This window comes from Brucella sp. NBRC 113783, from assembly GCF_040372265.1.
GTDB classification, from domain to species: domain Bacteria; phylum Pseudomonadota; class Alphaproteobacteria; order Rhizobiales; family Rhizobiaceae; genus Brucella; species Brucella teleogrylli.
Genome location: NZ_BAABRX010000001.1, coordinates 873,952 through 888,831, shown reverse-complemented (window position 1 = coordinate 888,831; position 14,880 = coordinate 873,952). Strand labels below are relative to the sequence as shown.

The following is a 14,880-nucleotide window of genomic DNA, read 5'->3' as shown; positions in this document are numbered from 1 at the left end:
CGAAAGCGCTCCTTCCTTTTCGGGAGCGCGTTCTTTTGGCTTTACGCCTTGCGCACGGCTGCCTGTGCGGCGGCGAGCCGGGCAATCGGCACGCGGAACGGCGAGCAGGACACATAATCAAGGCCGGTCTTTTCGCAGAAGGCAATCGACGACGGATCGCCACCATGCTCACCGCAAATGCCGAGCTTGATCTTGTCGCGCGTCTTGCGTCCCCGTTCGGCGGCGATCTGCACCAGTTCGCCCACGCCATCCACATCGAGCGACACGAACGGGTCCTGCTCCACCACACCGCGCTGCTGATAGGTGGTGAGGAAGCCCGCCGCGTCATCGCGCGAAATGCCGAAAGTGGTTTGGGTCAGGTCGTTGGTGCCGAACGAGAAGAACTCTGCCGTTTCGGCGATTTCCGCTGCGCGCAAAGCTGCACGCGGCAGTTCGATCATCGTGCCGACCATATAGTCGATCTTGACGCCCGCTTCCTTCATGACGTCCTGAGCCACCGCATCGATGCGCCCCTTGACGAAATCCAGTTCCGCCTTGAGGCCGACCAGCGGCACCATAACTTCCGGCACGACCGGTTCGCCGGTTTTCTTGCCTGCATCGACGGCAGCCTCGAAAATGGCGCGCGCCTGCATTTCCGCAATTTCCGGATAGGAAATCGCCAGGCGACAACCGCGATGGCCCAGCATCGGGTTGAACTCGTGCAAGCTTTCGGCGCGCTCGCGCAGCTTCACCGCGTCAACGCCCATGGAGCTGGCCACTTCGGCGACTTCCTCGTCCGTATGCGGCAGGAATTCGTGTAGCGGCGGATCGAGCAGACGGATCGTGACCGGCAGGCCCTTCATGATTTCGAACAGTTCGGCAAAGTCGGAACGCTGCATCGGCAGAAGCTTGGTCAGCGCTGCGCGACGGCCTTCTTCATTGTCGGAGAGGATCATCTCGCGCATCGCAACAATGCGGCTTCCCTCGAAAAACATGTGTTCGGTGCGGCAAAGACCGATGCCTTCCGCGCCGAAAGACCGGGCCGTGCGGGCATCCGCAGGCGTTTCGGCATTGGCGCGTACTTTCATGCGGCGTTGGCGGTCGGCCCATTCCATCAATTGGCCAAAGTCGCCGGAAAGCTCCGGCTGAAGCATGGCGACAGCGCCTTTCAGCACCTGCCCGCTCGAACCGTCGACGGTGACAACATCGCCCTTCTTGAAGGTCTGGCCGGCAGCCAGCATGGTGCCGTTGCGATAATCGACGCGCAGCGATCCCGCACCCGAAACGCAAGGCTTGCCCATACCGCGCGCCACGACCGCCGCATGGCTGGTCATGCCGCCGCGTGTCGTCAGAATGCCTTCTGCTGCGTGCATGCCATGAATGTCTTCCGGGCTGGTTTCGATACGAACCAGAATGACCTTGCGGCCTTCCGACTTCGCCTGTTCGGCATCTTCCGACGAGAAGACGATTTCACCCGTCGCAGCGCCCGGCGAGGCGGGCAGGCCCTGACCGACGATCTGGCGCTCGGCGCGCGGATCGATGGTCGGGTGCAACAGCTGATCCAGCGCCGCGGGATCGATACGCAGCACGGCCTCTTCCTCGGTGATCAGCCCTTCGCCAGCCATTTCGACGGCCATTTTCAGCGCGGCCTTGGCGGTGCGCTTGCCCGAACGGGTCTGGAGCATCCAGAGCTTTCCGCGCTCGATGGTGAATTCCAGATCCTGCATGTCGCGATAATGCTGTTCCAGCCGGTCGGCGACCTTGAGGAATTCGGCAAACGCTTCCGGCATCGCCTTTTCCAGCGACGGTTTGTCGGAACCGGCTGCGATGCGCGCTTCTTCGGTGATGTTCTGCGGCGTGCGAATGCCCGCCACCACATCTTCGCCCTGCGCATTGACGAGGAATTCGCCGTAAAGCTTCTTCTCGCCGGTCGAAGGATTGCGTGTGAAGGCTACGCCCGTGGCGGAAGTCTCGCCCATATTGCCGAACACCATGGCCTGCACATTGACCGCCGTGCCCCAGGCCGCCGGGATATTGTGCAAACGGCGATAGGTGATGGCGCGGGCATTCATCCAGCTGGAGAAAACAGCACCTATGGCGCCCCAAAGCTGCTCATGCGGGTCCTGCGGAAAAGGCTGGCCCAGCTCTTCCTCGACCTTGGCCTTGTAGAGCGAAATGACATCTTTCCAGTCGTCCGCCGTCAGCGCCGTGTCGACATCGACGGCGAGATCGGCCTTCTTGTCTTCGAGAATTTCTTCGAAGAACCCGTGATCGACGCCCAGCACCACATCCGAATACATCTGAATGAAACGGCGGTAGCTGTCATAGGCGAAGCGCTCGTCACCGGCTTCGCGGGCGATGGCCTGCACGGTTTCGTCATTGAGGCCGAGATTGAGCACCGTATCCATCATGCCGGGCATGGAGGCACGCGCCCCGGAGCGAACCGACACCAGCAGCGGCTTATCAGCATCGCCGAAATTGCGATCTGTCACCTGGGCGATATGGGCAAGCGCTGCGCGCACCTGCTCGTCCAGTTCGGACGGGTAATTGCGGTCATGGTCGTAATAATAGGTGCAGACTTCCGTGGTGATCGTAAAGCCGGGCGGTACGGGCAGACCGAGGTTGCTCATTTCAGCCAGATTCGCTCCCTTGCCGCCGAGAAGATTACGGTCGCTTGCCGCACCTTCTGCCTTGCCGTCGCCGAACGTGTACACCCACTTCGCCATCATGGCCTCCCTTGATGCAGGAACGGTTCACAAAAGGCTTGCAACAATTGCAAGTACTCCCAGAACCTGCTGTCCGTTGCTTATGCGATCCGCAAGGCTGCTGCCAACCAAAAAAGACGGGCCGCGACAATAGAATCGATTAGAGAAGGATCGTTGGGTGAGCGAATTGGTTTTATTGGCCAGACGGTTCGGAAGTAATAACATTTTGAAGCGACCACCCATAATCATCGTTCGAGCGGATGTTGGCGCGAAAACTGCGTATCCTTGTGGCGATCGTACTGGCCAGAAAAAATGGCTCGAGCTTTCTGGGCGATGGTGACAAAACAGGAAAATTACAACATCTCCGAGGCGGCCTCTTGAAACTTACAAGTGCAAAAAAATTTGATGTCGGTAAAAGAAATATGAGAGGTGAATAAACTGACTTGCAGATGTGAGTGATTTGCGCTGGGCAAGCCAGCTAGCAACAGCGATCCGGATCGAAGGCTGAACCGACGCGAACTACCATGTCGGCGACAACAATATCGATCGATGCGCTACTCGTCGTTTCAACCCGTGCAAACATGGCGGGACTGGCCGGTCCCGCTGTTACTGGTGAAACAACACCAAATGCAAGCGCCTTACGACGCCATCCATAAAGCTGCGAGTGGTCCAATCCTTCAGACCGTGTAACCGCCGCGACGTTGGCCCCGGGCTGCAACGACGCAGCCACAATCGGCGCTTTCTCGTCATCCGACCAGTCACGTGGCCGCCGTCGGCTTCGCACAGGTTCCGCCGTCAAAACCTCGGATGTCCGGGCCTGATTCACAGTGTCGCTCAGGATTCTTCGCATGATTCATGCAGAAAATCGCCCATCACACCGACGAAAGATACCTGGGGTAGCCTACCCGCTTACGTTGCAGTTTCGTTTGCTTGAAGCGCTCATGCCAAAGCCGGAAATTGTCTGGAGCAGGTAGGACCTCATCGACGCAGTATGGGGCCAGGGAGCTATCGTCGAGCCACGTACGGTCGACATTCATATCGGCCATATACGGCGTGCATTGGCGCGGCACGGTCCAAATTTGATCAGAACAGCCCAGGGTCGGGGCTACGCTCTCGATCGGTGGGCGGACCCATTACAGTAAGTTTCAATTCATGAGGCGCTGAAAAATCCGCGTCCAGAACTGAAAATTACGTTGATCATTTTCGAACCAGGCATCGAGTGCAAAAAGCGCGGCAGCTGTCGGCGCTGTATCTGCGTAGATTCGCCTCGTGGCATCAACGATCAGACTGACTTCCGTGCCATGACGGATAGCGTCCTGCTGCAAAAGTTCCCGGGCAGCTTTTACATTCGAAATTTGCAACACAACCATTCCTCCTGCGTCCGGCGGAGGGGAAAATAGAATGGAGCCGGACGTTAGGAGACCGCATAGCGGATTTTTTAACAGCAGGTGCTGTATCGTCGTCCCTGGCATGTGTTGCTCAAATATGTACTGTCTTGTAACAGAATCAAATAGTTGTGGCAACAATCGGATAGAGGGTTTAGATGAAATTCAAGACCTTTCGAGGAGTACAACAGCAAAGAAAAATAAGCGCTGTTGGATCGAAGGATAAAATTGCTATCTCGTCGACAGAACTACATAGGAAAAAAATCTTATGAATTTTGCAAAACCTTAGTTGATCCACGTCCTTGGATTTTGCATCCTAGCCGACACACCAGATAGTTCGGCTTTCACTTCAAACCGACAGGTGCGCCCGTGCTGATGAAAGACCGTGTTGATCATTTGCCCCACGTAAAGCAGCGTGAGTTGCAGCGCGTGCTGGAAATAATATTCGAGGAATTCGAGGATGCGCTCAAGGAGGGCGCGGCGGAATTCAAGAAGCGGGGTCGTATCGTCAAGGTAATTCTGTTTGGATCCTATGCGCGCGGCACACAGGTGGATGAGCCGCATACTGGCAAAGGTTACCGGTCTGATTTTGATCTGCTGATTATCGTCAACAACCGGAAACTGGCGGACTTTGAGTTCTGGCGCAAAACCGAAGACCGGCTTATGCGCCTGCGAGACGTGCAGACACCGGTAAACTTCATCGTCCATTCGCTTCGCGAGGTGAACACGCGAATTAAGGAAGGACGATATTTCTTCACTGACATTCGCAAAGAAGGCATCGTCCTTTACGAACTCGATCCAGAGCCACTTGCACGGCCTGGGATTCTCAATCCGGAAGATGCCTATCGTATCGCGAAGGAATATTTTGACGACCGACTACCGCACGCGAGTGCGTTTATAAAATTTTCTCGTTATGGTATTGAACAGAGAGACTTGAGGGAAGCCGCTTTTTTACTACATCAGGCAATTGAACAGGCTTATTCAACTTTTCTCTTGGTAACCACAAATTACGCCCCAGCTTCGCATAATCTGAAATTCTTGCGACGTCTCGCCGAAGGAAAGCGAAGCGAATTGGCTAAGGCGTGGCCTCAGGATCAACAGCGCTACAAGGCTTGGTTCAATATCGTCAACGAAGCTTACGTCAAGGGCCGTTATTCACCTCACTTCGAGATCACAGAGGAAGCATTAAAATGGCTATTAGCACGCGCGAATATCCTAATCGCTTTAATAGAAGAGCTTTGCACCCAACATCTGAACGCAATAGAACCCGAATGATAGGCGTTCTATACATGGCTCTTTGACGAATTTTCAGGTTGGTATTTTTCATTTTGTTCTGCCGTGAGAGGCTCAGACAAGTAAAAAACCGTGAATTGTTGAGCTTTGGCTCAATGAGATAAGTCGCGTCCCCGATTGATACGGCGTTGCTGACGTTCGGCCAAGATTTTCTGGCTTGCCTGCAGCCGTACGGTCTTCTGGAGGGTCTGTAACCGCTCACAAAGTGCTTCAAATGCCAGACGCTGCATAGACGACGCATTCGTGATGAGGTTCGTCTCGCCCTTCAAGATCGCATCGCGACCGAAACGGAGGTCGAGTGCCCGACTGACACACTTAAATTCCTCACGGATATCGGCATTAATTAATCGAGCCGCAATGTCGAGCTTGGCATCTTTTTTCTGCATCGCCATTGTCAGCTCACGCAATACCACTTCGGCTGCAGGTGACAAACCTGGAATGGCAATTCCCATACGCTGGCGCTCCCCGGTAATCGCTTTGGTCTCGTTGCTCAGCGCCGTCGCGTAAGATGCACCCAACGACCGAACACGGCTTTCTGCGTCCGGGACAGCCAAAAGGGCTTCCTTTCGTTCACGCCCAGATGCCAGAAATTTATCCATGATGCGGTCAGAACCACGCAATGCCCCATAGGCTGCGGGATCGTTAGCAACCGCCGCCGCGATGCGCTCAGCCGCAAAACCTTTGATAATCAAGGCTTCAATTTTGTCGACGGCACCTGCCGGATCACGCCAGATGTTGGAGGCTGTTTTAGCAAGGGCTGCGCGATTGTATTGGTAATGATTGGCTGTGAACGCCCTCTCCTTTGCCTCATCTTCTATTGGCGCTTTGAACTCCGTCACAGCTGACAGCATCGGCAACACGGCATTTGTTTTCGCGCCTGGCTCGATGCTGGCAGTTGTAACGACCTTCGCGCGGTCCCTTGTTTCGACAAGACGCTGTTCCTCGGCAAAACGGCGTATAATGGTAAAAAGACGCGTCAGTTTCTCGCGCCGATCTGAATTGAGGTTCTCCGGCATGCGCTCGAGGATATTGCGTTCAGCCACGGCATCAGCTTTGTCGGTAAAGGCCGACCAGCCAAAGCGCGCGGTCAACGCCTCATTGATCGCCTTCACTTGCTGGACCAACTGATGGTCCCCCGCAGCATGGGAAAAGGCCGTCTTATAGGCATCTGTTACACCGCGCTTGCTCTCCGCTTCGACTTCGATAAGGCGGGCCATTGCCTGCTGCGAGGGTGCAGGGATCGACAGTGCCATATAGCCGCGACGTTGCTCTTCGCGCTTGCCAAAGCGTTCCGCCTGACGACGGAATTCTGTCGCATGCGCACGCGCCAGCGGAACAAGTTCAGAAAGAGCGCCAAGCGCGGCCTTGCGTTCATCCCGAGCGACGCGACCGTCAAACAGAGAACCCGATCCCCGGATCGGGCCAAAACGTTCTGGTTTAGCGGCAATATCCTCAGCAAGGCTTCGCGGTTCTATTTGCCTGTTGGAGGCAAGTGCATTGAGCCTTGCCAGCGCACCATCTGGATCTCGATATATCTTCCCCAACACTTGTCGAAGAATGACCTCCCGCTCCTTCCAGCGATCTGAATGTAATTGCGCACGTCGGGCATCCTCTTCGAGGCTGCGGGCGAACTGGGTTATTGGGGGAAGAAGATGAGGTCCGTTGTTGCCTCGTTGCTCTGATGTTTCAGGTGGTCGTGCTGCAAGCTGCTGCGAACGTTGTTCAGTATAGGAAACGCTTTTGTTGCGTTCGATCATGATATCGAGCGCCACACTGGCCCGTTCCCAAAGCTTTGCCACTTGTCCGCGCTTGTCATCAAGCCACGCCAGCTTTTGTCCGACACGCTCTTCTATGCTCGCCATAACTACGGCAAGCGTGTCGATACCTCGCCGACGGGCAAAGTCATGCGCATGCGCCCGATAACCAGCTTCATTCTCAAAATCGAGCGTCGTGGTTTTTGCGCCTGAACGGCCAAGACGTTCAACCAGTTGCCCAAACAATTCCGGCCTATGGTTTTCGCGCTCGATCCGCTCACTTCGTATAATAGCAGTTTCGAGCTGCTTTGCCGTCCAGACGTTTCGCTCGACTTCGCGTTCCTCAAAACTCTTCCGGCCGGTCAACTTGTCTGTGACAGGGATTTTGACCTTGACGATTTCAACGCCGTCTTTTCGGAGAAGTGCGGTATCATCTTTTGATACACCTCCGTCAGCCAACGCCTTGGGCAAACTGACGCCCCAGAGCCGATGCACGGTTTCGTCATCTATCTTCACATCAGCATAGGGACTTTCATCCGTATCCTTATCCTGTGGCCGGAACTTTGCCATACCGGTCGCAATCAGTTCGCCGGCAACACCGGCTGCATGATCAACCCGCGATTTCCCGCCCCATTCCGCTTTTGGCTCAAAATCCTCCCGCGCCGCATAAAGATCGGCGCGGTCATGATGACGGGTCATGGACACATAGGTCAGATGCTGATCCATCATGCCGGTAGCAAGCACAAATGTCCGACCAACGGTCACGCCTTGCGATTTATGGATGGTCACAGCATAGCCATGATCGATATTGCGATAGCTGTCCTCGCTGAGCACCACATCCCGGCCAGTGTCGAGACGGATCGATAAAAGCGGACGCCCACCTTTGCCACCGGTGGAAACGACAGTACCGAGCATACCGTTTTTGACATATTGCGGACGAAGATGCTTTGCGCGCGTTTCGACAAAGCGGGCATTTTCTAGAAAGATGACCCGGTCGCCGCAGCCAAATTCTCGAACGCCGCGCTCTGTGCGAAACTCACGAGCGTTTGTCAGAGCACCCTCCCTGTGCATGACGATGCGCAGGGATTCGTTCAAGCGCCTTACATCTTTATTGGTATGAGCGAGCACCAGCATCTCGTCGCCGCGCAGCTTTCCATCTTTCCCTGCCGTCCGCGACTGTGCGATCGCCTCTCGGCGCCCATCGCTCCAGTCGGCAACAAGACGTTCTATAACCTCAGCGCGTCGCTCGGCTTCGATTATGTGCCCCTTTTGAGCATAGGCATCGAGCCCCTCTTCGACCTTGCCCCGCGCAAAAAGCCTGGAGGCATCGCGTGCCCAGGCTTCTCGTTGGCGGCGGACACCGGCAAGCTCGGCGAAACCAATCCGCTCCGTTATTGCCCGGAAGGCTGCACCGGCCTGGATCGGCTGAAGCTGCATCGCATCACCGACCAGAACGGCTTTTGCACCGGCATTCTCAACCGCCTTCAACACGCGTGCCATCTGCTCAGAAGACACCATGCCGGCTTCGTCCACTACGAAGATGTCTCCGCGTTTGAGAAGATCACGACCATTCTCCCAGCCAAGTTCCCAAGCGGCAAGGGTTCGCGATTTTATGCCAGAGCTATCCTCCAATCCTTCCGCAGCTTTACCGGATAAGGCTGCTCCGAAGACATCCCTGCGCTCATTTTCCCAGGCAATACGGGCAGTGGCAAGAAGCGTCGACTTGCCAGCGCCCGCAAGCCCGACCACGGCGGAGATGGCACTGTCGCCAGTAAGATGACGAATGGCGTCAATCTGCTCCAGATCAAGCTTAAAAGATTTGCCCGGATCCGCCGTTTCGAATTTTTGGATGCCCGCTTCAATCTTCGCAGCACCAATTCCAACGCCCTTGCGCTTTGACAAAACCTCAGCTGACTGCGCCATGTCATATTCAATCCGCAGGATCTCGCGGGTGGTAAAAATTGCGGGCTCGTTTGCCTTGCCGGTTTGCTGATCCACCTGTTGCGGCTTCAACAGTACTAGATCGTCAGACGCCATCAGCCGTGAGCGAATATTGGCAAAATCGCCCGGATCATCAACATAACGATGCAATGTCCTGGCGATATCCTTCTCATCAAAGGTCGAACGCTCAATGCCGAGGCGTTTGAGAAGAAGTCCGGGGTCAGCAAGCAGTCGATCAGCCATTTCCTGCCGACGCGCAAGTTCGGCCGGCGCGAAATACATCTCCACGCCCTTGCGAGCCATTGCAGTCTTTGCTGGCCCAAGATGTTTCTGGGCAATTCCATCCAGACCCTGTTCAGCGTAAGAGCGCCCATCAAGGCGAATATCATGGCCAGCCAGAGCCAAGTAGCGGCTCGCCGTCTCTGCCCAAGCAACCTTCCACGCTTTCATGGTCTCTTTGTCACCAGCCCAACACGTATAAACAATATCCCCGTTATGGCGGTTCGACTTTACCTCACGCAATGGTTTCCCGTCAGGTCGGAGAACCGGCACATATTTGGGACCAAAACCCGTTTCTGTCAGGGGTCTGAGCGCAGTCAGCAGGTGAATATGGGGATCACCATCCTTGTCGTGATAGACCCAGTCAGCAATCATACCCTTCACAGTCAGATTGTCCCGGACGAACTCCTGCACCAGGGCAATATTCTCCGCCCGCGTCAGTTCTTCTGGGAGCGCAATAATCAGCTCACGAGCAAGCTGTGCATCCACCCGCGTCTCAAATGCATCGACGGCGTTCCACAACACTTCGCTCGCACCCGCGGCGGTCTTGCCATCTATCGCCAACCGTAACCAACCCGGAACATCTTCCGGCAAAGCCAGCTCTTCATGGACCAGATCATCGTCGCCACCACGATAGTTGAATGAGATTCCGGTCTGTTCGTCTCTCATCCGGGTGCGATGCCGATAAGAAGCCGCGGAGATAATATTACGGCCCGCCCCTCTGCTGATCATCTGTGCTCTGACGAACATGATTGCCACGATGAACTCCTGACCTCACAAACGTGCCAACCAACCCAATCCTGCTGCTTGCCAAAAGTCAGCTCCCAACTCCGGGACGAAAATCAGGTTGGAATTTCGGTAGTGTCGATTTGGATAATTCCACAGACAAACGTTTTTTACTATCTTTTTTAGATTAGTTAAATTCGACCCTTATGTCTGGCTAGAATATGCGTAAGGCGTAAATTGATCTAAATTTCGTATTTTTCGTAACGATGGACAAATAGAGATGCTGATCGAACGTATAAAACAAGTTACAGTTAAACCGGCCGAACCGCTAAGGCAGGACTAGCGCAAATGAGGTCGCCGATGTGAAACTCAATCACAGTTTCGAAGAATTCGTGGCGCGGCTTCGTGAAAGCTGAAAAAAGCGATTGGGGAGAGCGACAACGGCAAAATAAAAAGCCACACAACTTTTAGAAAACGTCTCAAGGACGAGCTGCCAGAACACGACCGGTTCATGAACCCCTGAGGCAGTCGCAACCCCTCCCCGTTGCTTATGCAATCACCTTATCTGCGCCAACGAAAAAGTTGGGGCGCGACAATCGAAACGATTCAACAGTTGAGGTCCACACTGGACGATTGACTCTCCTTCTCAGTTGCCTCAAAAATAAGAACAAATAATGAACACTTGGAGATGATGATGCGCACAACTGGCAAACTCGATTATCTGGAAATGCCCGCCGCCAATGGCTCACTCGACGCGACAAAAAGCTTTTATGCACGGGCATTCGGCTGGTCGTTCACCGATTACGGTCCCACTTATTCGGCCTATTCCGAGGGGCTGGACGGCGGCTTTGACGCCGACCCGCAAGCGACATCGAAGCCCCTACCCGTGCTTTATGCGCTGAGGCTCGAAACCGCGCTTCAAGCCGTGACCGAAGCTGGCGGCACCATCGTCAAGCCGATCTTTGCATTTCCGGGCGGACGCCGCTTTCATTTCACTGATCCGGCGGGTAATGAACTCGCAGTATGGAGTGAAAATTAGAGCAGCCCATGTCCACATCCTTGTCAGCCCTCGAAGCCGCAGCGCGATACTTATCCCAGGCCGACAAGGATCGGTTCTTCCGGATCAAACGTGAAATGGAAGCGGCAGGCGCTTCCAAAAAGAGTATCGAAGACCGCCTTCACGCCTTCATCTGGGAAGTCATCGAATCCGATGACGACGATGAAGACGTGGAAGAAGAATAGACGTCAGGTCTGAAGCACATCCCGAAAAATACGAAGCGTGATCAGCTCGCTTCACGCAGGCGTTCCGCCGTTTGGAGATCGACCGAAACAAGCTGGCTGACACCCTGCTCGCCCATGGTGACGCCGAACAGACGATTCATACGCGCCATGGTGATCGGATTATGCGTGATGACCACGAAACGAGTTTCGGTTGAAGCCGCCATCTCGTCCATCAGATTGCAATAGCGCTCAACATTGTGGTCGTCGAGTGGCGCGTCCACTTCGTCCAGCACGCAGATCGGCGCGGGATTGGTGAGAAACACCGCAAAGATCAGCGCCATGGCAGTCAGCGCTTGCTCGCCGCCTGAAAGCAGCGTCATGGTCTGTGGCTTTTTCCCGGGTGGACGGGCGAGAATTTCAAGCCCGGCTTCCAGCGGATCGTCGCTTTCAATCAGTTGTAGTTCCGCCGTGCCGCCGCCGAACAGATGCGTGAACAGGCGCTGGAACTGCACATTCACCACCTCGAAGGCAGCCAGCAGACGCTCGCGTCCTTCGCGGTTCAGGCTCTGGATCGCCTGGCGCAATTTCTTGATCGCCTCGATGACATCCTCGCGCTCGGATACGATCGCGTCGAGACGGTCCGAAAGCTCCTGGCTTTCCTCTTCCGCGCGCAGGTTCACCGCGCCAAGCCGCTCGCGCTCGATCTTGAGCCGCTCCAGCTGGCGTTCCAGCTGATCGGGGTCGGGAATAGCATCATCGGCCTTCAGCCCGGTATGGCGGATCGCTTCATGCGGCGCACAGTTGAGCGCCTCAACGATACGGACTTCCGCATCCTTGCGCCGCTCTTCGGCTGCGGCAAGGCGTTCTTCGGCGCGGGCACGCTGCTCGCGGCTTGATGCCAGATGCTGAATGGCAAGCGTCGCGGCCTTGTCGAGTTCGGCCTGCGCGGTCTCAGCCTCGGCCAGAATATCAGCGGCTTCTTTACGACGATCATCCGCCAGGGAAAGCTCGTTCAACAGCGCCCGGCGGCGCGCCTCGATCTCGTCCGGCGCTTCGGCCAGACCTTCCGCCTCGTCTGCCGTCTCGGCGCGACGGTCGTTCAGCGACGCAATCTGCCGGTCGGCATTTTCCGCGCGCGAAATCCAGTTGCGTCGCTCCAGCGCAATCATGTCCAGACGGCGCAACCGCGCTTCGGCCTCACGACGCAGCCCTTCATAAGCGGCGCGTGCTTCGGCCAAAGCCGTGCGGTCGGAGAGGACTTCGCTCGTCAGCGCTGCAAGGCGTTGCGCAATGGCCTCCAGATCCGGCATTTCACCGAGCCGGTCTTCCGCTTCCGCGACGCGGATCTGCGCTTCTTCCAGATTTTCTTCCAGCCGCGCCTTGGATTCGTCCAGAGCCGAACGGCGGGTTGCAAGCTGCCCTGCCGCACGCTCGGCGACCGCCAGCGCTTCACGCGCCTCGTCCAGCTTGCGCTGATTGGTGCGCCACTGATCGCGGGCGACACGCTCATGTTCGACGGCTTCGCGCACCGAAGCTTCGGCGCGGCGCACTGCCTGTTCGGCCTCATCGACGCCGTTGCGGGCGACAACCGATTCCTGCTCCAGTTCGCTCAGGCGGTTCTTCTGTGCCAGACGTTGTGCTGCCGGTGTCGGCGCATCGGCGCTTGCCGTATAACCATCCCAGCGCCACAGCGCACCGGCCTTGCTCACCAGCCGCTGGCCGGGACGCAAAAGCGCCTGCAATCGCTGACCATCACTGTCCGACACAACGCCGACTTGGGCCAGCCTGCGGCGCAATTGCTGCGGCCCATCGACCAAGCGGTCGAGCGGCGTTGCCCCTTGTGGCAAGGCCGGATCGGCTTCCGGTGCCGGATTATAAGCCCAATAGACCGGTGCATTGTCGTCGCTTGCCGCGTCGAGGTCTTCACCCAAGGCTGCGCCGAGGGCGATTTCATAACCCTTTTCAACGCGCAGCTCTTCCACCACCGGCGGAAACAGGCCGGTTTCGCCAGCATTGAGAATACGCGCCAGCGTCTGCGCTTCGGTCTCGATGCGGTTCAGTTCCGTGCGCGCTTCGTTCAGAGGCTGTCGGCTTGCCGCTTCCACTTCGCGTGCGCCTGCGACCAGTTCTTCTGCCGCAACAACCGCTTCTTCAGCCGCAGCAAGCGCATCCGCACAGGCATCAACCACGATGCGCTTTTCAGCCGGGTCGAACAGACCGCCGATCTGCTGGACGACAGTGGCAATATCGCGCTCGATGGCGTCCATCTGCACGGCAAGGCGGTCGCGGCGATCCTGCGTTTCCTTCAAAGCGCGTTCGATCTGCGCCCGTTCGGCGGTCGCTTCCGCCCGTTCGGCGGTCACCCGCGCCAGCGCGCCTTCGCTATCGGTCAGGCGAATTTCCGCCTCTTCGAACAGCGCACGCAATTCCTCGTCGCGCTCGCCCGATGCTTCGTTGGAAGCGACCAGTTCCTGCTCTTCTTCTTCCAGTTTCGCCAGAATATCGGCATTCTCGCGCACCATCTGCTCTTCGCGAGCAATGTCGGCAGTCAGCTGTTCCAGCCGCTTCATCAGCTCGGCGCGGCGGGCGCGAATGCGTCCGTCCTCTTCGTCCAGCTGGGTGCGGGCAATTGAAAGGCGCTGCAAGGCGGCAGCGGCCTTGGCTTCGGCCTCGCGCAGTTCCGGCAACTTATGCGCGCCGACCGCCTGATCGCGAGCCGCGTTCATCTGCGCCTGCGCCATATCGCCGACAGTCGCGGTCGCAGCCGACAAGGCGCTTTGTGCCTCCCCTTCCTGCGCTTTGGCCTGGCTCCAGCGCAGATGCAGCAAGGCGGCTTCCGCACGGCGAATATCCGCGGAAAGCGCCTTGAAACGGTTTGCCTGACGCGCCTGACGCTTCAGGCTTTCGATCTGGCTACCCAACTCGCCGACCACATCGTCAAGACGGTCGAGATTGCCCTCGGCAGCACGCAGGCGTAGTTCCGCTTCGTGGCGACGCGTATGCAGGCCGGAAATACCGGCAGCTTCTTCCAGAAGCGCACGGCGTGCCTGTGGTTTTGCCTGAATGAGTTCGCCGATGCGCCCCTGCCCGACCATGGACGGCGAACGCGCGCCGGTCGATTGATCCGCAAAGAGCAACTGCACATCCTTGGCGCGAGCTTCCTTGCCATTGATGCGATAGACGGAGCCTGCCTCGCGCTCGATACGGCGCGACACCTGCAACTCATCGGCGTCGTTATAGCTCGCGGGAGCCGTGCGGTCGGAATTGTCGAGGAAAAGCGTCACTTCCGCTGTATTGCGCGCCGGGCGCGTGGCGGAACCGGAAAAAATGACATCGTCCATGCCAGAAGCGCGCATGTTCTTGTATGAGTTTTCACCCATCACCCAGCGCAAGGCTTCCACCAGATTGGATTTGCCGCAGCCATTCGGCCCGACAACGCCGGTCAGCCCGCCTTCGATGACGAACTCCATCGGCTCGACGAAGGACTTGAAACCGACAAGGCGCAGTTTGGAAAAGCGCATCAGCAAGCGCCTCCAGTTTTATCGCCCATTCCAGAAACGACAAAAGCGGACGCAATGATACGTCCGCTTTTCATCC

At 56.8% G+C, this 14,880-nt stretch carries 8 protein-coding genes and 1 pseudogene; 4 read left to right on the top strand and 5 right to left on the bottom strand.

Annotated elements, in window-relative coordinates; genetic code table 11:
* Positions 1-41 precede the first annotated feature (41 nt).
* Together ppdK and ABWW11_RS04075 are read right to left on the bottom strand one after the other, a co-directional pair.
* A complete protein-coding gene (ppdK, locus tag ABWW11_RS04080; RefSeq protein WP_319081258.1) occupies positions 42-2,705 on the bottom strand; it encodes a pyruvate, phosphate dikinase in 2,664 nt (887 codons plus the stop codon).
* Positions 2,706-3,162: 457 nt separating this feature from the next.
* Positions 3,163-3,534: a transposase gene (locus ABWW11_RS04075; RefSeq protein ID WP_121539521.1), complete on the bottom strand. Its 372-nt coding sequence runs from the start codon at positions 3,532-3,534 to the stop codon at positions 3,163-3,165.
* Between the two features lie 64 nt (positions 3,535-3,598).
* Between ABWW11_RS04075 and ABWW11_RS04070 the strand changes: the two are divergent.
* A pseudogene (locus tag ABWW11_RS04070) lies at positions 3,599-3,826 on the top strand (winged helix-turn-helix domain-containing protein); the annotation flags it as partial.
* A gap of 3 nt (positions 3,827-3,829) precedes the next feature.
* Here the strand turns inward: ABWW11_RS04070 and ABWW11_RS04065 are convergent.
* Positions 3,830-4,156, bottom strand: coding sequence for a Y4oE-related protein (locus ABWW11_RS04065; protein WP_319080951.1), 327 nt, complete (start codon positions 4,154-4,156; stop codon positions 3,830-3,832).
* A 288-nt stretch (positions 4,157-4,444) separates the two neighbouring features.
* On the opposite strand from ABWW11_RS04065, the gene ABWW11_RS04060 reads away from it, so the two are divergent.
* Positions 4,445-5,344 (top strand): nucleotidyltransferase and HEPN domain-containing protein, encoded by a 900-nt coding sequence (locus tag ABWW11_RS04060; protein ID WP_319080952.1) that lies wholly within the window; start codon positions 4,445-4,447, stop codon positions 5,342-5,344.
* 110 nt (positions 5,345-5,454) lie between these two features.
* Here the strand turns inward: ABWW11_RS04060 and traA are convergent, their stop codons facing one another.
* A complete protein-coding gene (traA, locus tag ABWW11_RS04055; protein ID WP_319080949.1) occupies positions 5,455-10,095 on the bottom strand; it encodes a Ti-type conjugative transfer relaxase TraA in 4,641 nt (1,546 codons plus the stop codon).
* 661 nt (positions 10,096-10,756) lie between these two features.
* Here traA and ABWW11_RS04050 point away from each other — a divergent pair.
* Positions 10,757-11,101 carry a VOC family protein gene (locus tag ABWW11_RS04050; RefSeq protein WP_121537399.1) on the top strand — a complete coding sequence of 115 codons (345 nt, stop codon included), beginning with the start codon at positions 10,757-10,759 and terminating at the stop codon, positions 11,099-11,101.
* Positions 11,102-11,109: 8 nt separating this feature from the next.
* Positions 11,110-11,304, top strand: a complete 195-nt coding sequence (locus tag ABWW11_RS04045; RefSeq protein WP_109368520.1) for a hypothetical protein — start codon at positions 11,110-11,112, stop codon at positions 11,302-11,304.
* Positions 11,305-11,345: 41 nt separating this feature from the next.
* Here the strand turns inward: ABWW11_RS04045 and smc are convergent, their stop codons facing one another.
* Positions 11,346-14,804, bottom strand: coding sequence for a chromosome segregation protein SMC (gene smc / locus ABWW11_RS04040; protein ID WP_121537397.1), 3,459 nt, complete (start codon positions 14,802-14,804; stop codon positions 11,346-11,348).
* Positions 14,805-14,880 lie beyond the last annotated feature (76 nt).